Here is a 23,372-nt window from a genome sequence, read left to right as displayed (position 1 = left end):
GAGGACTCCGATGAGCGCCATCCCCCGCGACCAGTGGTACGTCGCCGCCTACGGCTCCGAGATCGGCACCGAGCTGTTCAGCCGCACGATCTGCGGCGAGCCCATCCTGTTCTGGCGGACCCGCGACGGGAGCGTCACCGCGATGGCCGACCGGTGCGTGCACCGGCGGTTCCCGTTGTCGCAGGCGCCTTCGCGGCTGGTCGACGACCAGGTCGTTTGCGGCTACCACGGGTTCACCTACGGCGTGGACGGCAAGTGCGTGGCCGTGCCGGGGCAGACCCGGGTGCCGCGGTCCGCGCGGCTGACGCGCTACCCGCTGGTGGAGCAGGACTCCTTCGTCTGGGTGTTCATCGGCGACCCGGCGAAAGCCGACGCTGCTTTGATTCCACGGGCGCCCTGGCTCGACTCCCCGGACTACACCACGGTTTGCGGGATGGAGCCGCTCAAGGCGCGGTACTCGCTGCTGGTGGACAACCTGCTGGACCTGTCCCACGAGACCTACCTGCACGGCGGCTACATCGGCACGCCGGAGGTCGCCGAAACGCCGATCACGACCGAGGTCGACGACGAGGCCGGCATCGTCTACGTCTCACGGCACATGGCCGACGCGGCGTGCCCGCCCTTCTACGCCAAGTCGACCGGCCTGGAGGGCCGCATCACGCGCTGGCAGGACATCGAGTACACCCCGCCGTGCCTGTACAAGCTGCACAGCCGCATCGCGCCGGTGGGGTCCGTGCCGAACCCGGACGGCAGCGACCCGGACGCCTTCCACGTCGAGGTCGTCTACGCGATCACGCCCGAGACCGAACACTCCACGCACGACTTCTGGGCCGTGGCACGGGACTTCGCCCTCGACGACGAAGGTGTTTCGGCGTTCCTCGCGGAGAACAACCGCACGGTGGTGCTGCAGGACGTCGAAGCCCTCGACGTCCTGGAGCGGGTGATCGCCGCGGAATCGGCGGGGTACCAGGAGCTGTCGATCAACATCGACACCGGCGGTCTCGCGGCCCGCCGGATGCTGCAGCGGATGGCCGCGCCGGTGACGTCGTGACCCGGCCGATGCTCACCGGCGACCGCGTCTACCGGATCCACTGGGTCCTCGGCACCGACCGCCTGCACGCGGTCTGCCACTGCGGCGCCGAGCGCGAGTTCGAAGACCCCGTGCAGCTGTGGGACTGGCTGCTCGCCCACCCCGAAGGACACTCATGACCCGCGAACTCCTGGTGGACCGCAAGGAAAAGCTCGCCGACGGCGTCGTCCGGCTGACGCTCCGCGCGCCCGGCGGCGAGCCACTGCCGCCGTGGGAGCCGGGAGCGCACATCGACCTCGTGCTGCCCGGTTTCCGGCGGCAGTACTCGCTGTGCGGCAGCCCCGAGGACAGGTCGGCGTACCAGGTCGCGGTGCTGCGGGAGACCGAAGGTCGCGGCGGCTCGGCGTACGTGCACGATTCGCTGTCCGCCGGGGACCGGATCGAGGTGGACGGCCCCCGCAACCACTTCGCGCTGGCGGACGCCGAGCGGTACGTGTTCATCGCGGGCGGCATCGGCATCACGCCGATCCTGCCGATGCTCGACCGCGCCACCGCGGCCGGCCGCGACTGGCTGCTGGTCTACGGCGGCCGGACCCGCGCGTCGATGGCGTTCACGGAGGAACTTTCTTCCCACGGCGACCGGGTTGTGTTCCGGCCCCAGGACGAGCACGGCCTGCTGGACCTTCCGACGCTGCTGGCCGGGGTGAAGCCGGGCACGGCGGTGTACTGCTGCGGGCCGGAACCGCTGCTGGCCGCGGTGGAGGCGCTCGAACCGGCCGACCTGCACGTCGAGCGCTTCACCGCTCAGCCGGACGAGGGTCCGCGCACGGCGTTCGAGGTCGAGCTCGCCGGCTCGGGCCGGGTGCTGCCGGTGCCCGCGGACCGGTCGATCCTGGAGGTCGTCGAGGAAGCCGGGGTGACGGTGCTGTCGTCGTGCCGCGAGGGCACGTGCGGCACCTGCGAGACGGGCGTGCTCGGCGGAACCCCGGACCACCGGGATTCGGTGCTCACCGCGGACGAGCGGCTGGAGAACGAGGTGATGATGCTGTGTGTGTCGCGGTCCTGCTCGCCGCGGCTGGTGCTCGACCTTTGACGAAGGCGCGGTTTAAAGCCACTTCACCTTGATTCCAGGGCCTGCGCCGATGATTCGGTGCCGGGCGGCGTAGGTCCGGACGGTCAGCTGGGCATCGCCCAGTACGGAAAGATCGATGTCCCGCCCGTCTTCCGGATTCGACAGAATCTCCAGAGTTGTAAGCTGGGCGATCCGGGCAATCTGCGCCAACTGACCCGGATCGATCGGCGTGGCGATCTGCAGAGTACGAAGGCCGCCAATGGTGGCGAGCGGAGTGAAGTCTTCAACTTCACAGTACCGGATGGACAGCTTATCCAAGGCAGGGAAGCGGGCGATTTCATCGAGTTCGCCAAGCGGGCGGACGTAGAGGAATCCCAACTGAACTATTCCAGAGGCACCCATGGCCAGTTGACGCAAGCCACCTCGGATACCAAGTCCGAAACCGTTCACGGTGTGCCCGATATCCAGCCATTCAAGGGCAGTCAGGTCGGCGAGGAAGTCGAATTCCGTCCCGTCCGGATAGTCATAGAGACTCAATCTAGTCAACGTCCGCAAATCTCCGAGTGCGGAGAAATCATCCACATTATCGAGCCGCTGCACGGCCAACGTGCACAATTTCGCCATAGACCGGAAGAGGCCAAATTCTGTTAGTGACGCGACTCCCGGGTAGAAGTACAGGTGTTTCAGACTCGGTACACCGAGGAGCGGATGAGGATCGATCGGGCCACGAGACAACAGGAACAACGACTCCAAGTCGGTGCACTGCGTCAGCGGCGCGAGGTCTTCGAAGTCACCGGAGAGCTGAACTCCTCGCAGGGACGGCAACCGCCTCAGCAATTCCAGATCCGCGAGATCGCGAAGATCGACTGTCAGGTCGCTCAGGTGGCGAAGTCTGTGGACTGCAGGAAGGAGCGCCTGGTCGTCGATCCTCAGGTGCCCTTCCAGCAACGGCGCGTCGGCAAGGACGCGTGCGGCGAACTCGTCCGGGTCGAAGTAGCGCCAGGCCGCGATCAGCTCCTTCTGCACACCTAGCCTCGGGTCGCCGCTGAACTTCTCGAGCACCGGCCACGCTTCCGGGCCGTTGATCAACGCTGCGGTCCGCACGGTGGCCGCGGCCGCGGCCTCCGAGAGGTCGACGGGCGTGTCGAGGAGCCGAGGCAGCAGCACTTCACCCCCGGCGGCAAGGGACCGGGCCTCGGCCTTCCCCCGAGGCGGGATCAGCGCGGCCAGCGCACTTTCCATGCGCTCGGCAAGCTCAACCGTCAGGGCCGGCGCGGACTCCGTCGCCGCCGCGGCGAGGAGCCGGAGCTTCCGTCGCGTTCTCGGTTCCGCGTCCGCCCGGTCGAACAGGCCCTTGAACAGCTGTTCGCGCAGCGGCGCGTTGGCCAGGCCCGCGGCCATCACGACGATGTCCCGCCACTGGTCCAGGTGCGCGTTCTCCACCAGCAGGCCGACATCTCCCTGGTCCGCCGCCTCTTCCGCGGTCAGGAACTCCTGGAACGTGCGGTGCACGAAGTCGATCCGGCCCGGCGTCGGCTCGCGGACGATCCCGCTCCGCTGCAGGAGGTGCTCAAGCACGTGCTCGGGAGGGTAGTCGACCCTCGGCATGGTCGCGAGTCGTTCGGTGAGGCGCCTGAGTGCTTCCTCCCGGCTCAGCTCGGACCGGCCGTTCACCGACAGCCGCCAGGCCAGGTGCCGGAGCAGCTGGCGGCTTTCCTGGTCGCCGATCTTCAGCGAAGCGGGGATGCGCCGCTCGACGTCACGTCGTTCCAGCAGCATCGACAATGCGGTGACGTAGACATCGAGCCGGTTGCGCGGCAGGAACGTGGCACGGTCCAGGTTCAGGGCGCACAACATGGCGCACAACAGCGGTGTCGTCGCGAGCGCCCTCAGGTGGGCGTTGCCGTCCAGGCGGCTGAGAAGGACACCCTCGTACCGGGGAAGGTCTTCCTCGGCGCACGGCACGTTCCCCGCGTCATGTACGGCCCGGTGCCAGTGGCGGACAAGAGCGCGCACGTCGGCCTGACTCATGTGCTCGATCCAGGCGGAACTGAACCCTTCCGCACTCAGCCACGTCTCGGCGGCCGCCGCCGGCCGGGACGTGAGAATCAGCCTGACATCGGGAAACGCCTGACACAGGTCCTTCAGCCAGGCCCGGACCGCAGCACGCTCGTCGGCCGCGAGTTCGTCGACGCCGTCGATGAGGACGAGCGCGCGCCCCGAGTCGAGCTGGCGATGGACGTAGGCTGACGGCATCAGGGCGGTCAGGGCTTGCGCCGTCCCGTCGAGGAACTCCTCCGGCGAAGGAAGCCTCCCACCGGAGTAGCTGCGCAACTTGATCAAGAACGGGACGTACCCATTGAGCCCGGCCAGCTCGTCGCGGAACGTCCCTCGCGCGGCGTTGACCGCAAGCCAGCGTAGGAGGGTCGACTTGCCCGAACCGGCTTCGCCGCGGATCAGGATGCGACCAGCTGTCGCCAACGCTTGCTCGGCACGGACAGAACCGTCCTGGCTGCGCCCCGCATCGGCGCGCCACGAGAGCATCTCGTGGGCCGGCCCGCGGGAGCCGACACCAGTGCCGCGGACGGTCAGGCTCACGTACGCGACGCTCAGCGTCGTCCGGGGACGGTAGCTGCGGGTCTCGACCCCGAACAGCTCGAGGTCATCCAGTGTCTCGCTGATCTGTCGCAGGTACCGGGAGCGGAACGCGGCGTCCGACGCGGTGCCGTCAGGAGCCATCAGAGAGGGCGCCGGCAGCCGGTTGAGGACCCGTTCGAGCTGCTCGGCCAGGCCCGAGACGCGGCCGAGCAGCTCCGCGCCAGCCCTAGCCGCGAACGGCGTCAAGTGCACGACGAGGCGGACGTAGTAGCCACAGCACTCCTCGAGGACCCGGCGGTAGAACCACGTCCCGGCCTCGCCGAGCCCCGCGCGTTCCGCCGCGTCCGGGAGGGTGGCACGGAGGCGGCCAGCCAGCTTGGCCGGGTCGACGTCGACCTCGAACAGGTCGACGTCGGCCAGATCGGCCCGTTCGAAGGCGGACGCGACCTCCGCCAGGGCCGCCGACCGCTCGCCGTCGTCGAGGTCTGGGTTTTCCTGCCGGCACAAGAACAGCAGCCGCTCGGACACCACGTCGACCAGGGCTTCGATCTCCCGGTCGAAGCGCCGGCGGGAAAAGCCGCCTCCCATGCGTGCCTGCACCAGGTCCGTCAGGGAACTTTCCCGCTCGAGCGCACTGTTGCGGCTGGTGAGCCACGACTTCACCGCAGAGCTCACCACGGTTGTGCCTACCTTCAGCGCCAAAGGCTCCATGGAGGTCGAGTCGCCGAAGCATCACCCACCGTTACGTCGTGCGGCTGGTGCTCGACCTTTGACGCAGCGTCACTGCACGGCGAACCGGGCCGATCTGTAGTGGTATTGGCGGGTGACGACGTTTCAGTCTTTCCTGGACAAGGTGGACGAGCGGGTGGGCGACGGGCTCGAGCGCGTTCTGTGTGCCCACCACCGGCGGCGGCTGCGCGGGCTCGGCTGGGGTGCCGTTCTCGAACCCGCCGGGGCCGATGACCCGCTCGGCGGCCGGGCTCCGGTGCGCGACGGCAACCGCGTCGAGGTGCTGATCGACGGCGAAGAGTCGTTGCCGGCCGTTGCCGAGGCCATCCGGCAGGCGAAGTCCCACGTGCACATCGCCAACTGGCACGCCAGCGCCGACTTCCGGCTGACGCGGGAGCCCGGCTCGCCCACCCTGCGTGAACTGCTGGCCGAGGCCGCCGCACGGGGGGTCGAGGTCCGCGTCCTGCTGTGGGCGGGGCCGCCCTTTCCCGCGTTCCAGCCGTCGCGGAAGCTGGCGCGGTCCGAGCGGCGGAAGTTCACCGAGGGCACCGACGTGCGCTGCGTGCTGGACGCCCGCGAACGGACCCTGCACTGCCACCACGAAAAGCTGGTGATCGTCGACGACGCCGTCGCGTTCGTCGGCGGGGTGGACCTCACCGCGCTGGAGGGCGACCGGCACGACAGCCCGAACCATCCACCACGCCCGATCGGCTGGCACGACCTGATGTCCCGGCTGGAGGGCCCGATCGTCGCCGATGTCGCCGACCACTTCCGCCGGCGGTGGACCGAGGTGGCGGGCGAGACCCTGCCCGAACCGGCGGTCCCGGAGCCGGCCGGCACCAGCCGCGTCCAGCTGCAGAAGACGGTCCCGAACGACACGTACGACTTCCTGCCCAAGGGCGAGTTCACGATCCTCGACGGCTACCTGCGTGCCCTGCGCTCGGCGCGGCGGCTGGTCTACCTGGAGAACCAGTTCCTGTGGTCGCCGGAGATCGCCGAAGTGCTGCTCGACAAGCTGCGGAACCCGCCGGCCGAGGAGTTCCGCGTCGTCCTCCTGCTGCCGCGCAAGCCGAGCAACGGTTCGGACACCACGCGCGGCCAGCTGGGCCGGCTGCTGGACGCGGACGACGGCCACCACCGCCTGCTGGCGACGACGATCAGCGCGCACGACGACGACTCGTCGGCCCCGGTGTACGTGCACGCGAAGCTCGGCATCGTCGACGACGAATGGCTGACGGTGGGCTCGGCGAACCTGAACGAGCATTCGCTGTTCAACGACACGGAAGTCAACATCGCGACCGACGACCCCGAAGTGGCCCGGACCGCCCGGCTGCGGTTGTGGGCCGAGCACCTGGGGCGTCCGGTGGCGGAGCTGGCAGCCCGGGACCCGGCGGACATCGTGGACAACCTGTGGCGGCCGCTGGCCGAAGAGCAGGCCGAGCGGGAACGCCGCGGTGAGCAGCGGACCCACCGGCTGGTGCTGCTGCCGGGGGCCTCGCGCCGCGCGGCCCGGCTGCAGGGGCCGTTGCGGGGGCTGCTGGTGGACGGCTGAGCGCTACCGGATCCGCAGCTTCCGCATCAGCTTCAGCCCGGAAAGCATGCTCTCGACGTACTTCTCGTACCCCTGCCCCGGCCGCGGTCCCATCACCTGCTTCTTCAGCACGGCCAGGTTCTGCACGTCCGTGTACTTCAGCAGCCCCTGATCGCCGTGCCGGGCGCCGACGCCGGAGTTCTTCACCCCGCCCGACGGCGTTCCCTTCGCCGCGTACGCGGTCGCGAGGACGTCGTTCACGTTCACGTTGCCGGACTCGATCCGGGCGGCCACCGCGCGCGCCGCGGTGACGTCGGTGCTCCAGACCGAGGCGTTCAGGCCGTAGTCCGTGTCGTTGGCCAGCGCCACCGCTTCGTCGACCGTGCGGTACTTGTGCAGCGCCACCACCGGTCCGAACGTCTCCGTGACACCGCAGAGCATGTCCGGGGTGACGCCCTCGAGGATCGTCGGCTCGAAGAACGCCGGGCCGAGGTCGGGGCGGGGCTTGCCGCCGCACAACACGGTGGCACCCTTGGCGACCGCGTCGTCCACATGGGACTTGACGCGGCGCATGTGGTCGACCGAGACCAGCGAGCCCATGTCGGGTCCGAAGTCGTACGCCGCGCGGACGTCGAGGGCCGAAGCCGCCGCCACGAACGCCGTCTTGAACTCCTCGTACCGGGATTCCGGCAGGTAGATCCGCTCGATGTGCATGCAGATCTGGCCGGTGTTGCCGAACGCGCCGAAGATCGCGCCATGGACGGCCTCCGGAAGATCGGCGTCCGGCAGCACGATCATCGGGTTCTTGCCGCCGAGTTCGAGGCAGCAGCCGATGAGGTTGCGGCCCGCCCGCTCGCCGATCACCCGGCCGGTCGCCGTCGAACCGGTGAACATCACGTAGTCGGCGTGGTCGATCAGCGTGGGGCCGACGTCCGGGCCCTCGCCGCACACCACCTGGAACAGCCCCTCCGGCAGGCCCGCTTGCTCCAGCAGCCGGACGCCGTAGAGCGGCGACAGCGCGGTCTTGTTGTCGGGTTTCAGCACCACCGCGTTGCCGGCCATCAGCGCCGGCACGGCGTCGGAAACGCCGGTGGCGAACGGGAAGTTCCACGGCGCGATGATCCCGACGACCCCCTTGGGCAGCCGGACCTCGGTCGACGTCGTGAGCAGCGGGACCGGCCCGCCGCGTTTGGTCGGCGCGAGCAAGCGAGCCGCCCGCTTCAGGTAGTGGCTCATCACCATCGGCGGGTCGCAGGTCTCCTCGATCGCCATCCGCCGGTTCTTGCCGCTCTCGACCTGGATGAGGTCGGCGACGGTCCGCGCGTGCTCGACGAACAGCGCGTGCGCCCGCCGGAACACCGCCAGCCGCTGCTTGACCGGTGTGGCCGCCCACCTCCGCTGGGCCTCGCGCGCCACGGCGAACGCCCGCTCGATGTCGTCGGTCGTCGACTGCGGCAGCTCGGCGAGCACGTCGCCGGTGTAGACCTCGGTGAGCTTCCAGGTCACGCCGGACGAGCCGGGCACCCGGGCCACGAGCTGCTGCAGGAAGGCGTCGGTGACCGACGCGGGGCGGGTGAGTCCGAGCGGTGTGAGGGTCATGACCGGCTCCCGAGGACGAGCTGGGCGCCCATTTCCCCGATCATGATGCAGGGCGCGTTGGTGTTGCCGCCGGTGATCGACGGCATGATCGAAGCGTCGCAGACCCGCAGGCCCTCGACGCCGCGCACGCGCAGGTCGGGGCCGACGACGGCGAGCTCGTCGACGCCCATCCGGCAGGTGCCGACGCCGTGGTAGACCGACGTCGCGCGGTTGAGGATCGCGTCGCGCAGTTCCTGGCCCGTGAGGTCCTTGCCCGGGTGGATCTCCTCCTTGACCGCGCCCTTGAACGCCTTGGACGCGAAGATCTCGCGCACCATCTCCGAGCCTTCGCCGAGCAGCTCGAGGTCGGCCGGGTCGGACAGGTACCGGAAGTCGATGACCGGTGCCGCGCCGGGATCGGCGGAGGCGAGCCGCAGCGTGCCGCGGCTCTTCGGGTAGATGAGCGTCGTCAGCACGGTGAGCGCGGGGCGCTTGTCGACGTCGTGCCGGATCGGCGCGTCCTGGTTGGGTGACACGTACGCCCACGGCAGGAGGTGCAGCTGCAGGTCGGGGATCGCGCCGGCCTGCGAGGTCCGCAGGAAGGCGACCGCCTCGAAGACCGAGTTCGCCAGGAACGTCGTGCCGGGGCGCAGCAGCTCCCTGGCCAGCCCGCGGGCGAAGTACGGCGCCGTGCCCTTGTTCTTGCTGGTGGTCACGTGGAAGGTCAGGGCGTGGAACATGTGGTCGTGCATGTTGTCGCCGACGGGCAGGTCGGCGACGACGGCGATGCCGTGTTCCCCGAGGTGCTCGGCGTGGCCGATGCCGGACAGCATGAGCAGCTGCGCCGAGCCGATGACGCCGGCGGAGAGGATGATCTCCTTGCCGGCGCGGATGGTGCGCCGGCGGCGCCCGTCGACGACCTCGACGCCGACGGCGCGGCCGTTCTCGATCAGCACCTTCTCGACCAGCACGCCGGACTGCAGCTGCAGCGTCGGGGACGCGAGGTTGTGGAGGTAGCCGCGCGAAGCGCTGTAGCGCAGGCCGTCGGCGGCGTTCTGCTGCATCCGGCTGACGCCTTCTTGGGACTCGGCGTTGTAGTCGTCGAGGATCTTGCAGCCGAGCGCGTCGGCGGTGGCGTCGACGAACTGCAGCGAGCCTTCCTGCGGGTTCTTCGCGCGGGTGACCCGGATCGGGCCGCCCGCGCCGCGGAAGGCGTTCTCGCCGTCTTCGAAGTCCTCCATGCGCTTGTAGGCCGCGTTGACGCTGTCGGCGTCCCAGCCGGTATTGCCTTCGGCGGCCCAGGAGTCGAAGTTGGCTCGGTTGCCGCGGACGTAGACCATGCCGTTGATGGAGCTGGAGCCGCCGACGACCCGGCCGCGCGGCACCGGCATCCGCCGATCGAGAACATGTTTCTGCGGAATGCCGTAGAAGCCCCAGTCGAGTGGCTTCTTGAGCTGCGGCACGGCGTGCATCGGCCCGACGAGCCCGGGTTTCTTGATGAGCAGCTGCTCGTCGCTCTTCCCGGCTTCGAGGACGATCACGCTGGCCCCGGCCTGGGCGAGCCGTCCAGCGATCGTCGCGCCCGAGCTCCCCGACCCGACGACGACGTAGTCGGCCTCGTCGCCGCGCGCCGCCCTTTTCGCCATACTCGCTCCTCGGTACGACCGGCCCTTAGAACTGTAACGTGTTCTAGTTCGAGCCAACCGTATAGCGCCGACCCCGGAGAGCGCAACGGCCCGGGCGGCGGAGCGGGCTTCAGCCCCAGGTCAGGAAGCGGTAGTGCAGGCCGGTCGAAGACTCCAGCCACTCCCCCGCGGAGTCCGCCGGGCGTCCCACCTCCGGCGCGTACGTGTCCCCCTCGAAGGACTCGCGGATCTCCGTGACCACGACGCGGTCCGCGAACGGCAGCGCCGCCCGGTACACCGCCGCGCCGCCGATCACCCACAGGTCGCCGGTCACCGCGGCGAGCGCCGACGGCAGGTCCGCGAACGTCTCGGCGCCGTCCTGCGGGGTCCCCGACAGCACGAGGTTGCGCCGCCCCGGCAGCGGCCGGAACCGCGGCGGCAGCGACGCCCACGTGCGGCGGCCCATCACCACCGCCGCCCCCGCGGTCAGCTCCTTGAAGTGCCGCAGGTCCTCCGGCAGGTGCCACGGCAGCTCGCCGTCCCGTCCGATGACCCCGTTCGCCGCCTGCGCCCAGACCAGCCCGATCACACCGCCACCGGCGCCTTGATGCCCGGGTGCGGGTCGTAGCCCTCGACCGAGAAGTGCTCGTAGGTGTACTCGAACAGGCTGTCCGCCGGCTTCAGCCCCAGCGTCGGGAACGGCCGCGCCGACCGGGCCAGCTGCGTGCGGACCTGCTCGACGTGGTTGTCGTAGATGTGGCAGTCGCCGCCGGTCCAGATGAAGTCGCCGACGCCGAGCCCGACCTGGGCGGCGATCATGTGCGTCAGCAGCGCGTAGCTCGCGATGTTGAACGGCACGCCGAGGAACAGGTCCGCGCTGCGCTGGTACAGCTGGCAGGACAGCTTGCCGTCGGCGACGTGGAACTGGAAGAACGCGTGGCACGGCGGCAGCGCCATGCGCGGGATGTCGGCGACGTTCCACGCGGAGACGATGATCCGCCGCGAGTCGGGGTTCTCACGCAGCGTGCGCAGGACCTCGGCGATCTGGTCGACGTGTCCGCCGTCCGGGGTAGGCCACGAGCGCCACTGCACGCCGTAGACGGGGCCCAGATCACCGTCGTCGGCCGCCCACTCGTCCCAGATCGTGACGCCGTGCTCGCGCAGCCACGAGACGTTCGCGTCGCCGCGCAGGAACCACAGCAGCTCGTAGGCGATCGAGCGGAAGTGGACTTTCTTCGTGGTGATCAGGGGAAAGCCCGCGGACAGGCGGTACCGCAGCTGATGCCCGAAGATCGACCGCGTGCCCGTGCCGGTACGGTCGCCCTTGCGGGTGCCCGTGTCGAGGACGTGGCGGAGGAGGTCTTCGTACTGCGTGTCCGGCATGCCCGGGAGCCTAGCCGTGCCGCTGACTCAGCGTGAACCCCGGACGGCCGACACGAACGAGGCCATAACTTGACCCATTCCAGAAAAGCCCCTAGGGTCGGCGGCGATGTCGGACTTCGAAGCACAGCTGCGGGCGGTCTCGCTGCGGGTCACCCGGCCCCGGCTGGCCGTGCTGGCCGCGCTGCGCGACCATCCCCACGTCGACACCGAAACGGTGATCGACCTGGTGCGCGCCGAGCAACCGACGGTGTCGCACCAGACGATCTACGACGTGCTGCGGGCGCTCACCGACACCGGGCTGATCCGGCGCATCCAGCCGGCCGGGGCGAACGCCCGCTACGAGGCCCGGGTGGGTGACAACCACCACCACGTCGTGTGCCGTTCGTGCGGGGCGATAGCCGATGTCGACTGCGCCGTCGGCCACACCCCCTGTCTCACCGCTTCGGACGATCACGGTTTCGTGATCGACCAGGCGGAGGTCGTCTACTGGGGCACCTGCCCCGGCTGCGCGGCCGACCGTCCCCGAAATGATTCGCCGCTCCCGGAAGGAAGTAAATGAGCTCCACCCAGGACACCCCGTCCTCCGCGCAGGGCGTGGACAAGAAGGCGGCGGCCGGTTGCCCGGTCGCGCACGACTCGGTGACTTCGCACGGCAGCGAGAGCGAAAACCCGGCGATCGACTCGCCGGAGCCGAAGACGGGCGGACGTCCGCGCACGAACAAGGACTGGTGGCCCAACCAGCTCGACCTGTCCGTGCTGCACGCCCACTCGGCCAAGGGCAACCCGCTCGGCGAGAACTTCAGCTACGCCAAGGAGTTCGCCAAGCTCGACGTCGAGGCCCTCAAGCGCGACATCACCGAGGTGCTCACGACCTCGCAGGACTGGTGGCCGGCCGACTTCGGGCACTACGGCGGCCTGATGATCCGCCTGAGCTGGCACGCCGCGGGCACCTACCGCATCCACGACGGCCGCGGCGGTGCCGGTGACGGCAACCAGCGCTTCGCCCCGCTCAACAGCTGGCCCGACAACGCCAACCTCGACAAGGCGCGCCGCCTGCTGTGGCCGGTCAAGCAGAAGTACGGCCAGAAGATCTCGTGGGCCGACCTGCTCGTGCTGGCCGGCAACGTCGCCCTGGAGTCGATGGGCTTCGAGACCTTCGGCTTCGGCTTCGGCCGCGTGGACGTCTGGGAGCCCGAAGAGGTCATCTGGGGCCCCGAGGACGACTGGCTGGGCGACGAGCGCTACGTCAGCGACTCGGAGATGGCCCCCGAGGTCGGCGCGACCGAGATGGGCCTCATCTACGTCAACCCCGAAGGCCCCCGCGGCAGCGCGGACTTCGAGGCGGCGGCCCGCTTCATCCGCGAGACCTTCGCCCGGATGGCGATGAACGACGAGGAGACCGTCGCCCTCATCGCCGGCGGCCACACCTTCGGCAAGACCCACGGCGCCGGTGTCGCCGACGACCACGTGGGCCCGGAGCCCGAGGGCGCGAACCTGGAGGCGCAGGGCCTCGGCTGGCTGAGCACCCACGGCAGCGGCAAGGGCCCGGACGCGATCACCAGTGGCCTCGAGGTGACGTGGACCGACAAGCCGACCGAGTGGAGCAACCGCTTCTTCGAGATCCTGTTCGGCTACGAGTGGGAGCTCACCACGAGCCCCGGCGGCGGCAAGCAGTACGTCGCCAAGGACGCGCCGGAGATCATCCCGGACCCGTACGACCCGGACAAGAAGCACAAGCCGACGATGCTCACGACGGACCTGTCGCTGCGCTTCGACCCGGTCTACGGCCCGATCTCGCGCCGGTTCCTGGAGCACCCGGACGAGTTCGCGCTGGCCTTCGCCAAGGCCTGGTACAAGCTGCTGCACCGCGACATGGGTCCGGTCAGCCGCTTCCTAGGCCCGTGGGTCGCCGAGCCGCAGCTGTGGCAGGACCCGGTGCCCGCCGCCGAGGGCGACCTCGTGGGCGACGCCGACATCGCCGCGCTCAAGGCGAAGGTGCTGGAGTCCGGGCTGACCACCGCCCAGCTCGTCACCACGGCGTGGGCGTCGGCCGCGAGCTTCCGCTCCACCGACAAGCGCGGTGGCGCGAACGGCGCCCGGATCCGCCTGGAGCCGCAGCGCAACTGGGAGGTCAACCAGCCCGAGCAGCTCGGCAAGGTGCTGGAGGCCCTCGAGGGCATCCAGCGCGAGTTCAACGAGGCCGGCGGTGCGAAGATCTCGCTCGCCGACCTGATCGTGCTGGCCGGCTCGGCCGCCGTCGAGAAGGCGGCGCGCGACGCCGGCGTCGAGACGACCGTGCCGTTCCACCCGGGCCGCACGGACGCCTCGCAGGAGCAGACCGACACCGACTCGTTCAAGGCTCTCGAGCCGCGCGCCGACGGGTTCCGCAACTACCTGCGCTCCGGTGAGAAGCTCCAGCCGGAGACGCTGCTCGTCGAGCGGGCCTACATGCTGGGCCTGTCCGCGCCCGAGATGACCGTCCTCGTCGGTGGCCTGCGCTCGCTCGGCACCAACCACGGCGGTGCCGCGCACGGTGTCCTCACCGACAAGCCGGGCGTGCTCACCAACGACTTCTTCGCCAACCTGCTCGCGCCGGGCACCCGGTGGAAGGCGTCGGAGTCCGACGAGAACGTCTACGAGATCCGGGACGTCGCGACGGACGAGCTCAAGTGGACCGCCACCGCGGTCGACCTGATCTTCGGCTCGAACTCGCAGCTGCGCGCCCTCTCCGAGGTCTACGCCAGCGAAGACGCCCGCGAGAAGTTCGTGGCCGACTTCGTCGCGGCGTGGACGAAGGTCATGGAGCTCGACCGCTTCGACCTCGCCTGATCCACCACCGCACGGGCCCGGCCGATCCTCGCGATCGGCCGGGCCCGTTCGCGTGCACGGCGATCTTGACACCGGGGTGACCGCCGACCTACCGTGAGTTCCACGCCGCCGGGTTGTCCAGACCATTTATTTCACGTCCGTGAACGAATGGTGCAGTGTCCCCACCGCGAAAGGACACCCAACGATGCGTGTGCGTGCCTTGCTCGTCCTCCTGGCGGTCCCGGCCCTGGCCGCGGCCACCGCTTCCCCCGCTCTGGCGGCGGATCCCTCCGTGGCGCCGGGTGGCAACTTCGACCTCTCGGTCTGGCAGCTGCAGGAGCCGGTCGGCTCGCCGGGCAGCCCGACGACCATCTCGTCGTCCCGGCTGCAGGGGCCGAACGGCTTCCAGGACAGCTACTTCTACACCGACACCCGTGACGGCGCGATGACCTTCTGGGCGCCGGAGAAGGGCGTCACGACGCCGAATTCGAACTACGCGCGCTCGGAGCTGCGCGAGATGAACCGCGACGGCTCCGCCGCGAACTGGGCGCTGAGCGGGTCGCACAAGCTGAACGCGACGCTGCGCGTGGTCTCGGTGACGTCGAACGTGTGCGTCGGCCAGGTGCACCTCGGCACCGGCGGCTCGTCCACGAAACCGCTGCTGGAGCTGTACTACCGGGCGAGCGGGGACATCGTGCTCGGCACGGAGAACTCCCCCGACGGCGGCCAGACGTCCCACACCGTCGGCCACGTCGCGGTCGGCAAGACGTGGACCTACACGATCGGCATCTCCGGCGGCAACACGATCGACCTCACGGTCAACGGGAGCACCACGCACTACGGCATCCCGTCGTCGTTCAAGCCGTACAAGCAGTACTTCAAGGCCGGCTCGTACAACCAGTCCTCTTCGAGCAGCACGACCAAGGGCGCCAGGGTCGCGTTCTACGGCCTGAAGGTCACCCACGGCTGACGAAGAGCGGCCCGGCCGCCACCGGGCCGCCTTCCCTCAGCGCCAGCCCAGCTCCGGGGCCACGTGGGTGAGGATGCTCTCCAGCACGTGCGCGTTGTAGTCGACGCCGAGCTGGTTCGGGATGGTGAGCAGCAGGGTGTCCGCGGCCTGGACGGCCTCGTCCTCCTTGAGCTGCCGCACGAGCTCGTCGGGCTCCCCGGCGTAGGACCGGCCGAAGATCGCCCGGGTGTTCTCGTCGATCATGCCGACCTGGTCGCGCGAGTGGCGGTCGCCGCCGAAGTACGCGCGGTCCTGGTCGTTCGTCAGCGCGAAGATGCTGCGGCTGACCGAAACCCGCGGCTCCCGCTCGTGGCCGGCTTCCGTCCACGCCTCGCGGTAGGCCTCGATCTGCTTGCGCTGCTGGACGTGCAGCGGCTCGCCCGTCTCGTCGTCCTTGAGCGTGGAGCTCTGCAGGTTCATGCCCAGCTTCGCCGCCCACACGCTCGTCGCGTTCGAACCGGAGCCCCACCAGATGCGGTCGCGCAGGCCCGCCGAGTGCGGCTCGAGCCGCAGCAGCCCGGGCGGGTTGGCGAACATCGGCCGCGGGTTCGGCTGCGCGAAGCCTTCGCCTTCCAGGAGCTTCAGGAACACCTCGGTGTGCTGCCGGGCCATGTCGGCGTCCGTCTCGCCCTCGCCGGGGGCGTACCCGAAGTACCGCCAGCCGTCGATCACCTGCTCGGGGGACCCCCGGCTGATGCCGAGCTGCAGCCGGCCACCGGAGATGAGGTCGGCCGCCCCCGCGTCCTCGATCATGTACAGCGGGTTCTCGTAGCGCATGTCGATCACGCCGGTGCCGATCTCGATCTTCGACGTCCGCGCGCCGATCGCCGCCAGCAGCGGGAACGGGCTCGCCGCCTGCCGCGCGAAGTGGTGCACGCGGAAGTAGGCGCCGTCCACGCCGAGCTCCTCGGCCGCGACCGCCAGGTCGATCGACTGGTGCAGGAAGTCGGCGGCCGACCGGGTCTCGGAGTGCGCGCTCGCCGACCAGTGGCCGAACGAGAGGAAGCCAATCTTCTTCACAGGACCTCAGACGTCCGGCGGCGGGGATTGATTCCCCGGTGTGAGCGGACCGACCGTCGCTCGTTCCGGTGAACCGGCGCCCGGTCCCCGCCCGGCCGGGTACTCCGCCGGAAACGAGGAGGAGACGCATGCCCGACAACGACCTCACCGGATTCCTGATCATCGGCCTGGTCATCGTGGTGGCCGACGGCCAGGTGCTCTACCGCGGCGGCCGGCGCTACCTCAGCGGGCCGGACGGCGGGGAGGGAACCGGCTCGATGGCGTGGATGGTGGTGACCGTCTTCCACCTCGTCTCGTTCGGCGTGCTCGCCCTGCTCTCGGTGGTCGGCCCGCAGTGGTCGGGCTCGACGGCCGCGCTCGTCGGGCGGATCGGCATCTTCCTGCTGCTGATGGCCGTGGCCCACGTGCTGACGCTGGCCGTCCTCGCCCGCCGCCGTCAGGACCGGATCGTCGAAGAGCACTTCCAGGAGCGCGAGACCGAGCCCCGCGTCACCGAAACCTACGTCCGGCCGGCCACCGAGGTCGTCGTCGAGCCGGCCGCGACGGACCCGGCGTGGCGCCCCACCGTCACCCCGGTGCCCGGCCAGGACGGCCCGCACCCGCGCGTGGCCCCCGATCTCGGCAACCACGGCCCGTACCGCACCTGAGCTGCCCGCTGCGTTCACCGGATCGGGCGGTCCACGCTCTTCGTGCTGCCTCGTCGGCACCGGCTGTGATTGGATCTTCACGGCCGGTGCGCGAGGAAGGAAACTGCGGTGCGAACGTCCCGAGCAGGGCTGGCGGTGGCCGTCTCGGTCCTGGTGGCGGCCACGGCGCCCGCCGCCGCGACCACGCCCGACCCGCTCGCGCCGTACCGGGACCAGCAGGTTTCCTGGGGCGCCTGCCCGTTCAAGCAGCGGAACCAGACCCGGACGGCAGAGTGCGCCCGCATCACCGTCCCGCGGGACTGGTCGGCGCCGTCGGCCGGCACCGACCTGCAGGTGGCGATCAGCCGGGCGGCCGCGACCGGCAGCAGGCAAGGCGCGATCCTGGCGAACCCGGGCGGCCCCGGTGGCCGCGGCACTTCGCTCGCGGGCGCGCTGGCCGGGCTGGAACCGTCGGTGAACGAGCACTACGACATCATCGGGATGGACCCCCGGGGCACCGGCCAGGAAGGCGGCACGGACGAGGGGTATGTGTGCCGGGTGCCGCTGGCGCGGCTGCCCCAGGACGCCGACGACCTCGACGCGCGGGACCGCTCGGCGGCCAGCATCGCGCTGCACCAGCGGACGCCGCGCGTGCTGGCCGAGGCGTGCCAGAACGACGCGCTCGCGCCCTTCGTCACCACCTGGCAGACCGCACACGACATGGACTTGATCCGCGCCCTGCTGGGCGACGATAAGCTGAACTACCTCGGCTTCTCCTACGGCACCTGGCTCGGGGCGAAGTACGCCTCGCTGTTCCCGGACCGCGCCGGGAAGATGGTCCTCGACTCCAGCGTGAACTTCGAAGGCCGCCTCCAGGCCGCGTTCGAAGCGTTCCCGAAGATCGACCAGCGCCAGTTCGACCGCGTCTACGCGCCGTGGCTGGCCCGCAGGTTCCCGGAGCAGCTCGGCAAGACCGGCACGGAGGTCCGGGCCAAGTGGGAGAAACTGCGGGCCTTCTTCAAGACCAAGGGCATCCCGCCCGACGATTTCGACTCGGTCTTCGTCGGCAACGGCAGCACCCGGCAGTGGATGACCGGCGCCCTGGTCCTCACCAAGGGCGCGGCGGCGCTCGACGGCAAGACCACGCCACCGCCCGCCACGCTGCGCAGCGACCTCGACCGCGCCTCCCGTGCCGTCTTCGGCCGTCCGGCGGACCGGCTGACCGCCGCCGACGTGGCGGCGGACCCGCCGGAGCCCGACTACGCCGACGTCCCGGGTACCCGGCTGGCCGTGGCGTGCGGCGACCAGCCGACCCGGACCGCGAGCTGGTACAAGCTGCTCAGCGACCTGCAGGGGCCGGCCTACCCGCTGTTCGGCTGGGCGTACGGCCTCAGCGAAGCCTGCGGCTTCTGGTCCGACGCGCCCCAGCACGAGCTGCCGACGCTCTCGCCGCGGGCCGCGAAGAACATCCTGGTCGTCCAGGGCGAGTTCGATCCGCAGACCGGCTACGAGCAGGCGGAGGCGGCGGCGCGGGCGGCCGGGATCCCGATGATCTCGGTGGCGGAGTCGCCGTTCCACGGCCAGTACGCCGTCAGCGGGAATTCCTGTGTGGACGATCTGGTGAACGGCTTCTTCCTCGGCGCCGGACGACCCGCGGCCACCATCTGCCCCGGTGTCCCGCTGCCCGGGGAGCACCAGGTGTTCCCGGTGGCGGGCCCGGCGGGCGAGCCGTCCCGGCCGACGGCGCCCGCGCCGCGGGACGCCCGTTCGACTGTCCGCGAACGGCTTCAGGACGACATCAGCGCGGTCAACCGGGGTCGCTGAGCAGGTACGCCACCCCGCGCCGGTCGATGTCCTCCAGGTCTTCCGGGTAGAGCCCCCGGCCGGTGAACCGCTCGACCGCGACCAGGCCCTTCTCGGTGCGGTCGCGGTAGTTCTCCAGGTCCAGACCGGCCAGCGCCGCGGTGACCTCTTCGTCCGCGGATGCCTCGCCCAGCCCCGGCTCGAACGCCGACACGAGCTCGCCGCCGCGGGCGAAGGACAGGCGCGTCATGCCGTTGACGTTCCAGAACATGCTCGCCGCCCGGCCGGCCCGGGAAGCCGCGGTGAGCACGGGCGCGTGGGAGCCGGAGAAGCCGTTTTCCTCGATCGCCACCACCACGCCGTCGAGATCCAGTACCGCCAGCCACGGATCCGCGTACGCCTCGCGCAGCTCCTCCAGCGGCTCGGGCCGGCCGGGGTCCGCGCCGAACGCGCGGATGACATCGTCCGCCGGGAGGCCGGTGACCACCGTGACCGTCGCCGCCACTGTCAGCCGGGACCGCCCGATCCAGCGGTAGCGCACCTCGGGCCGGTCCACCACCGGCGGCTCCGGCTCGCCGCGCAGGCGGTGACCGAGGCGGTCGGCCCGGGCGTGCACCACCGGTGGCGCGGGCGGCGCCGCCCAGACCCAGAGGCTGAAGCTTTCGGTTTCCGGGTCGTCGCGGCCGTAGGCGTGCACGCGGACGCGGTAGTCGCCGGGCCACGGCGGTGACACCACTCCCCCGCCCACGCTCGCCGAACCGTGCTCCGCGTGCCAGCCGAGGTCGACGACCTCGTCCCAGCCGAGGGTGTCCGCCGCGGCGGGCGGCTCGGCCAGCACCCGGACGCCGACCTGCACCGAGCCGTTCTCCGTGCCGGTGCGGACGACCACGCCACCCTCGGCGGCTTCTGCGAGGCCGTTTTCGGCGAAGCCGCCGTAGGCCGGGAACTCGCCCTCGGTCAGCGCGAAGACGTGGTCGCGGACGGTCACGAACGTGCTCCCGGCCTGCGGCAGCCGGTACTCGGCACGCTGCTTCTCCCGCAACGCCGCTTCGTAGCCCTCGGGCATCGGTCGTGCGCGCAGCAGGTTCGCCGCCACCCCGAGCGCCGTCCCGACGATGCCCGCGGTTTCGGGCCGGCCGGCTTCGCGGGCGGCGATCGTCGCGGTCACCAGGGCGATCGCGAGGTGGCCGGCGCCGTGCGCGGCCGCGATTTCGGCTTCGCCGCCTTCGACGGTGGGCAACAGCCGGTCTTCGGCCACCAGGCCGGCGGTCAGGTCCGCCACCAGGTCCAGGAGACCGGGCCGGGCGTGGTGCAGCAACCGCGTCTCCCGCACCGCTTCCGCTTCGCTTTCGGAAGCGAAGAAGCCGAAGGCCCCTGACGGCGGCGGCCGCAGGGCGGCGGTCACCGAAGGCGCCGGAACGTCGAGCCCGGCCACCGTGAGCTCCACCGCGCCGTGCACCCGCTCGACCACCCATGACGGCAGGGACCGGAGCGACCACAGCACCTCGGACTCGGGTGCGTCCGGGAACCGCCGGGGTTCCGGTTCGAGCCGCAGCCGCCCCAGCGCCGCGGCCGGCGCGGGCGGGATCACGGCACGGACGGCCGGCACGACGGCGGCCACGGCGACGGCGAGGTCATCCCCCATGCCGCCACTTTGCCAGAAACCGGGCCGCCGGAAACGTTCACTCGGCGGAGCTTTGGTGCCGCTTCTCCGGGACAGTCAAGATCGACAGCACCTCGCCCCGACGAACCCCGTCACGAACCGGCAGGTCGCCCGTCTCCTCCCCGTCCCGGCCCTTCGACGGCCCCGCAACCAGGCACCACGAGCCGAGGGGTGACCCCACGGTGACCAGGGCAAGCACAAACCCCGCTCGTACGGGCGAGCCGGTAGAACACCTCTGGCGGTGTACGCCTCCTCGTCCATCCCTTTGCCTGGAGGAACACCTCAGATCGCCGGGGACGGCGCCGACGGCGCCGCACGCCACGGCGATACCGGATCTGCTGTTCGGGGCGGCGATGATCTCGTGAACGAGGCCGAGGATGAACACGGGCCGAACCGGCGGGCGCACCGGCTTCCCGCCGAGGTACCGGCCGACGAAGCGGCCGAGCTGAAGCGCCGCTATCTGGCCGGTGCCACGTTGAGCGCCCTGCTGGCGGATTTCGACGGCAGTTACCGGACGCTGCGCGCCGTCCTGCAGGATCAGGGGGTCACGTTCCGGGCGCCACAGCCGATGACGCCGCCCGCGCCGCCGGGAATGGTGGAGACCTATTACAGCGGGAAGTCGATCGCCGAAACGGGGAAGGCCTTCGGGCTCGGCCGGGACATCACCAAACGCATGTTGCTCGAAGCCGGCGTGGAACTTCGCGGCCGGGGACGGCCACCGAGGTCGCCGTCCACCGGATCCGACTTCACCGATTTCTGAATCATCGAGCGGAACGCCGAGGCGCCCGGCCGGCCGGGTACGGGTTTCACGTCCGTGTTCCCGTGCAGAAGCAGAGCCGTTTGCCCGAGAATTCCGAACCCGATTTCCATCAGATCCCTCCCCGCAGCGAGCCGTGACGCCGCCCCTCTCCGCCCAGGTTATTTTCGCATTCCCCACCATGAACTACCAGGTCACAGGCACAACTGTCCGTTGATGACGATCTTTGTCGATCCATTGTCAAGATGCGGAGCAGCAGGCCAAACCCGCTTTTCGAGCTCGTCGCGCAGTCTGGTGACAGTTTTCGGACAGCGAGGGAGGAACACATGACCGAGACCGCCTGGGTCCGCAGTCCCGTCGGTCGCGCCGACCGGCATTACGCCACGCGGCGCGGCACGAAATCCGTTCTGGTGCTGGTTCCGCACCCGGTCGCGGGTACCCGGCTGTTCGACCTGCTGCCGCTGCTCGAAGCCGACCACCGCATCCAGGTCGTCTTCGCCGACCCCGAAGCGGGCGACAACTGGCAGGCCGGGCCGGCGTTCCTGCGTGCGCACGGCGGCGTCGTGCTGCCCTGGCCGCAGGCCCGGCGCAGCGAGTTCGACCTCGTGCTCGCCGGCAGCACCCGGGGCCTCGACGACCTCGCCGCGCCCACCCTGCTGGTGCCCCACGGCGGCGGGTTCGGCCAGTACCGGCCCTGGCGCCCGCCGGACACCGCCGTGCCGCGGGCGCGGCGCCACGGCACCGGCCTGAGTCCCGATCAGCTGATGCAGGAGGGCCGGCTTCGCGCCGACGCGCTCGCGCTGGTCCACGACCGCGAGCGCGCCCTGCTCGCCCGGGAGTGCCCGCAGGCGCTGCCCGCCGCGGTCGTGACCGGCGACATCGCCCTCGACCGGCTCACCGCCAGCCTCCCCCACCGCGACCACTACCGGCAGGCGCTCGGCGCGGCCGCCGGCCAGGAGGTCGTCGTGGTCACCTCCACCTGGTCGCCGCGCTCGGCGTTCGGCCGCCACCCCGGCCTGTTCGACGGCGTCCTCGCCGAGCTTCCGGGCGACCGCTTCCGGGTCGTCGGGGCGCTGCACCCGAACGTCTGGGCCCATCACGGCGCCTGGCAGGTCCGGTCCTGGCTCGCCGACGCCCTGCGTGCCGGGCTCGTGCTCGTGCCACCCGAAGACGGCTGGCGCGCGGCGCTGGCGGCCGCCGACTACGCGATCGGCGACTACGGGTCGGTCACCGGCTACGCGGCGGCCGCCGGTGCCGCCGTCCTGCTCGAGGACACCCCCGGCCAGCCGCTCCTGGACGGCACGCCGGCCGCGGTCCTCGCCCGCCACGCTCCGCACCGGCGGCACGACCGGCCACTGCCGCCGCAGCTGGCGGCCGCGCGGAAAGCTCGTGACCGCAACGGAATTCCCGAGCTGATCCGCGGGCTGCTCAGTTCGCGGCCCGGGGAATCCGGGCAGCTCCTGCGCCGCACGATGTACCGGCTGCTCGACTTGGCGGAACCGGCCCGCGCCGTCCCCGTTTCGCCCGTCCCGCTCCCGGTGCCGGTGGCGGCGTGACCGTCCACGCGCACCGGATCGCCGCGACCGGTACCCCGCGGCCGCCGCTCACCTGCTGGCGCTACCGCCGCGAATCCCGGTGCGCCACGGCGTTCAGCACGTGCCTGGCCGACACCCTCGACCTCGGGACCTCTCCTCTCGAAGCCCGGGGTGGCGCTCGAGGAACGCCGGGCGGCCGGGCCGCGCTGGCCGACATCGCGGTCACCCCGCACCGGCCGTGCGTCGCCGACGGGCGCGCGAACCTGGCCGCCGCCTTCGACCGGCTGCCGGGGCTCACCGTGGCCGCGGCGCCGGTCGGCCACGGTGCCTGCCTGCTCGGCGACCGGTCCGGCGGCACCGCGTTCGCCGACGGCGTCCCGGCCGAGCTCGCCGCCGTGGCCGCCTACCTCTGGCTGGCCACCGGGCGGCGGCTCGACGCGCTCGGGCCGGTGTCCGCCGCCGGAAGCCCGCAGGAGCCGGGCGTACTCCGGCAGCCGGGCTGCGCCGGCCCCGCCGGCTGCCGGGGCGATCTGGTGGTCGCGTCCGGCCGGTGGCTTCTCCGCCTTCGCCACGCTCTTCGGCCGGCCGGAGGCAACCTGTCATGA

19 protein-coding genes are annotated in these 23,372 nt (G+C 70.8%); 12 read left to right on the top strand and 7 right to left on the bottom strand.

Annotated features, from left to right (window positions below; genetic code table 11):
- Positions 1-10: 10 nt before the first annotated feature.
- Genes ACFVYA_RS08100 through ACFVYA_RS08090 form a run of 3 tightly spaced genes read left to right on the top strand, consistent with a single transcriptional unit; the run spans position 11 to position 2,123 of the window.
- The gene (locus tag ACFVYA_RS08100; RefSeq protein ID WP_285991188.1) at positions 11-1,051 is read left to right on the top strand and encodes an aromatic ring-hydroxylating dioxygenase subunit alpha; all 1,041 of its coding nucleotides are present in this window, start codon (positions 11-13) and stop codon (positions 1,049-1,051) included.
- On the top strand, positions 1,048-1,209 hold the full coding sequence (locus tag ACFVYA_RS08095) for a hypothetical protein (protein WP_285991187.1): 162 nt from the start codon (positions 1,048-1,050) through the stop codon (positions 1,207-1,209). Before ACFVYA_RS08100 ends, ACFVYA_RS08095 begins: the two co-directional genes overlap by 4 nt.
- Positions 1,206-2,123, top strand: a complete 918-nt coding sequence (locus ACFVYA_RS08090; RefSeq protein WP_387043623.1) for a PDR/VanB family oxidoreductase — start codon at positions 1,206-1,208, stop codon at positions 2,121-2,123. The genes ACFVYA_RS08095 and ACFVYA_RS08090 overlap by 4 nt, the downstream gene beginning before the upstream one ends.
- 12 nt (positions 2,124-2,135) lie before the next feature.
- On the opposite strand, the gene ACFVYA_RS08085 is transcribed toward ACFVYA_RS08090, so the two are convergent.
- Positions 2,136-5,411, bottom strand: a complete 3,276-nt coding sequence (locus ACFVYA_RS08085; RefSeq protein WP_387043621.1) for an NACHT domain-containing protein — start codon at positions 5,409-5,411, stop codon at positions 2,136-2,138.
- A gap of 112 nt (positions 5,412-5,523) precedes the next feature.
- Between ACFVYA_RS08085 and ACFVYA_RS08080 the strand changes: the two genes are divergently transcribed.
- Positions 5,524-6,981 carry a phosphatidylserine/phosphatidylglycerophosphate/cardiolipin synthase family protein gene (locus tag ACFVYA_RS08080; RefSeq protein ID WP_387043619.1) on the top strand — a complete coding sequence of 486 codons (1,458 nt, stop codon included), beginning with the start codon at positions 5,524-5,526 and terminating at the stop codon, positions 6,979-6,981.
- Between the two features lie 3 nt (positions 6,982-6,984).
- Here the strand turns inward: ACFVYA_RS08080 and ACFVYA_RS08075 are convergent, their stop codons facing one another.
- The 4 genes from ACFVYA_RS08075 to ACFVYA_RS08060 all read right to left on the bottom strand — a co-directional run bounded on the left by ACFVYA_RS08075 (position 6,985) and on the right by ACFVYA_RS08060 (position 11,546).
- On the bottom strand, positions 6,985-8,559 hold the full coding sequence (locus ACFVYA_RS08075; protein ID WP_387043617.1) for a succinic semialdehyde dehydrogenase: 1,575 nt from the start codon (positions 8,557-8,559) through the stop codon (positions 6,985-6,987).
- Positions 8,556-10,184: a GMC family oxidoreductase gene (locus tag ACFVYA_RS08070; RefSeq protein ID WP_387043615.1), complete on the bottom strand. Its 1,629-nt coding sequence runs from the start codon at positions 10,182-10,184 to the stop codon at positions 8,556-8,558. Before ACFVYA_RS08070 ends, ACFVYA_RS08075 begins: the two co-directional genes overlap by 4 nt.
- A gap of 109 nt (positions 10,185-10,293) precedes the next feature.
- Entirely contained in the window at positions 10,294-10,752 is a 459-nt protein-coding gene (locus ACFVYA_RS08065) for a dihydrofolate reductase (RefSeq protein WP_387043613.1), read from the bottom strand.
- The gene (locus ACFVYA_RS08060; protein WP_387043611.1) at positions 10,749-11,546 is read right to left on the bottom strand and encodes a thymidylate synthase; all 798 of its coding nucleotides are present in this window, start codon (positions 11,544-11,546) and stop codon (positions 10,749-10,751) included. Before ACFVYA_RS08060 ends, ACFVYA_RS08065 begins: the two co-directional genes overlap by 4 nt.
- 106 nt (positions 11,547-11,652) lie before the next feature.
- Here ACFVYA_RS08060 and ACFVYA_RS08055 point away from each other — a divergent pair, with 106 nt between their 5' ends.
- From ACFVYA_RS08055 to ACFVYA_RS08045, 3 genes are all read left to right on the top strand, one after another.
- Positions 11,653-12,105 carry a Fur family transcriptional regulator gene (locus ACFVYA_RS08055; RefSeq protein WP_285991179.1) on the top strand — a complete coding sequence of 151 codons (453 nt, stop codon included), beginning with the start codon at positions 11,653-11,655 and terminating at the stop codon, positions 12,103-12,105.
- Positions 12,102-14,375: a catalase/peroxidase HPI gene (gene katG / locus ACFVYA_RS08050; protein ID WP_387043609.1), complete on the top strand. Its 2,274-nt coding sequence runs from the start codon at positions 12,102-12,104 to the stop codon at positions 14,373-14,375. The genes ACFVYA_RS08055 and katG overlap by 4 nt, the downstream gene beginning before the upstream one ends.
- Before the next feature lie 184 nt (positions 14,376-14,559).
- Positions 14,560-15,324, top strand: a complete 765-nt coding sequence (locus ACFVYA_RS08045) for a polysaccharide lyase family 7 protein (protein WP_387043607.1) — start codon at positions 14,560-14,562, stop codon at positions 15,322-15,324.
- 36 nt (positions 15,325-15,360) lie between these two features.
- On the opposite strand, the gene ACFVYA_RS08040 is transcribed toward ACFVYA_RS08045, so the two are convergent.
- Positions 15,361-16,383, bottom strand: coding sequence for an LLM class flavin-dependent oxidoreductase (locus tag ACFVYA_RS08040; RefSeq protein ID WP_387043605.1), 1,023 nt, complete (start codon positions 16,381-16,383; stop codon positions 15,361-15,363).
- Positions 16,384-16,511: 128 nt separating this feature from the next.
- On the opposite strand from ACFVYA_RS08040, the gene ACFVYA_RS08035 reads away from it, so the two are divergent.
- Both ACFVYA_RS08035 and ACFVYA_RS08030 read left to right on the top strand, forming a co-directional pair.
- Entirely contained in the window at positions 16,512-17,030 is a 519-nt protein-coding gene (locus ACFVYA_RS08035) for a hypothetical protein (protein WP_285991175.1), read from the top strand.
- A 135-nt stretch (positions 17,031-17,165) separates the two neighbouring features.
- Positions 17,166-18,833, top strand: coding sequence for an alpha/beta fold hydrolase (locus ACFVYA_RS08030; protein WP_387043691.1), 1,668 nt, complete (start codon positions 17,166-17,168; stop codon positions 18,831-18,833).
- Here ACFVYA_RS08030 and ACFVYA_RS08025 read toward each other — a convergent pair.
- Positions 18,817-20,457, bottom strand: a complete 1,641-nt coding sequence (locus ACFVYA_RS08025; protein ID WP_387043603.1) for a DUF6461 domain-containing protein — start codon at positions 20,455-20,457, stop codon at positions 18,817-18,819. The two genes, ACFVYA_RS08030 and ACFVYA_RS08025, sit on opposite strands and share 17 nt — an antisense overlap.
- A 379-nt stretch (positions 20,458-20,836) precedes the next feature.
- On the opposite strand from ACFVYA_RS08025, the gene ACFVYA_RS08020 reads away from it, so the two are divergent.
- From ACFVYA_RS08020 to ACFVYA_RS08010, 3 genes are all read left to right on the top strand, one after another.
- Positions 20,837-21,235, top strand: coding sequence for a hypothetical protein (locus tag ACFVYA_RS08020; RefSeq protein ID WP_387043601.1), 399 nt, complete (start codon positions 20,837-20,839; stop codon positions 21,233-21,235).
- A gap of 323 nt (positions 21,236-21,558) precedes the next feature.
- Entirely contained in the window at positions 21,559-22,788 is a 1,230-nt protein-coding gene (locus ACFVYA_RS08015; RefSeq protein ID WP_387043599.1) for a hypothetical protein, read from the top strand.
- On the top strand, positions 22,785-23,372 hold the full coding sequence (locus tag ACFVYA_RS08010) for a hypothetical protein (RefSeq protein WP_387043597.1): 588 nt from the start codon (positions 22,785-22,787) through the stop codon (positions 23,370-23,372). The genes ACFVYA_RS08015 and ACFVYA_RS08010 overlap by 4 nt, the downstream gene beginning before the upstream one ends.

Source organism: Amycolatopsis sp. NPDC058278 (genome assembly GCF_042881395.1).
Taxonomy (GTDB): domain Bacteria; phylum Actinomycetota; class Actinomycetes; order Mycobacteriales; family Pseudonocardiaceae; genus Amycolatopsis.
The sequence above is the reverse complement of the archived record's forward strand: the minus strand, read 5'-3'. Positions and strand labels throughout refer to the sequence as shown.

Excerpts from the sequence above, each read along its gene's own strand:
- ACFVYA_RS08100 (WP_285991188.1), top strand. The coding sequence starts at position 11 with ATGAGCGCCATCCCCCGCGACCAGTGGTACGTCGCCGCCTACGGCTCC.
- ACFVYA_RS08090 (WP_387043623.1), top strand. The coding sequence starts at position 1,206 with ATGACCCGCGAACTCCTGGTGGACCGCAAGGAAAAGCTCGCCGACGGC.
- ACFVYA_RS08045 (WP_387043607.1), top strand. The coding sequence starts at position 14,560 with ATGCGTGTGCGTGCCTTGCTCGTCCTCCTGGCGGTCCCGGCCCTGGCC.
- ACFVYA_RS08085 (WP_387043621.1), bottom strand. The coding sequence starts at position 5,411 with ATGGAGCCTTTGGCGCTGAAGGTAGGCACAACCGTGGTGAGCTCTGCG.
- ACFVYA_RS08070 (WP_387043615.1), bottom strand. The coding sequence starts at position 10,184 with ATGGCGAAAAGGGCGGCGCGCGGCGACGAGGCCGACTACGTCGTCGTC.
- katG (WP_387043609.1), top strand. The coding sequence starts at position 12,102 with ATGAGCTCCACCCAGGACACCCCGTCCTCCGCGCAGGGCGTGGACAAG.
- ACFVYA_RS08035 (WP_285991175.1), top strand. The coding sequence starts at position 16,512 with ATGCCCGACAACGACCTCACCGGATTCCTGATCATCGGCCTGGTCATC.
- ACFVYA_RS08060 (WP_387043611.1), bottom strand. The coding sequence starts at position 11,546 with ATGCCGGACACGCAGTACGAAGACCTCCTCCGCCACGTCCTCGACACG.
- ACFVYA_RS08055 (WP_285991179.1), top strand. The coding sequence starts at position 11,653 with ATGTCGGACTTCGAAGCACAGCTGCGGGCGGTCTCGCTGCGGGTCACC.
- ACFVYA_RS08015 (WP_387043599.1), top strand. The coding sequence starts at position 21,559 with ATGACCGAGACCGCCTGGGTCCGCAGTCCCGTCGGTCGCGCCGACCGG.
- ACFVYA_RS08075 (WP_387043617.1), bottom strand. The coding sequence starts at position 8,559 with ATGACCCTCACACCGCTCGGACTCACCCGCCCCGCGTCGGTCACCGAC.
- ACFVYA_RS08025 (WP_387043603.1), bottom strand. The coding sequence starts at position 20,457 with ATGGGGGATGACCTCGCCGTCGCCGTGGCCGCCGTCGTGCCGGCCGTC.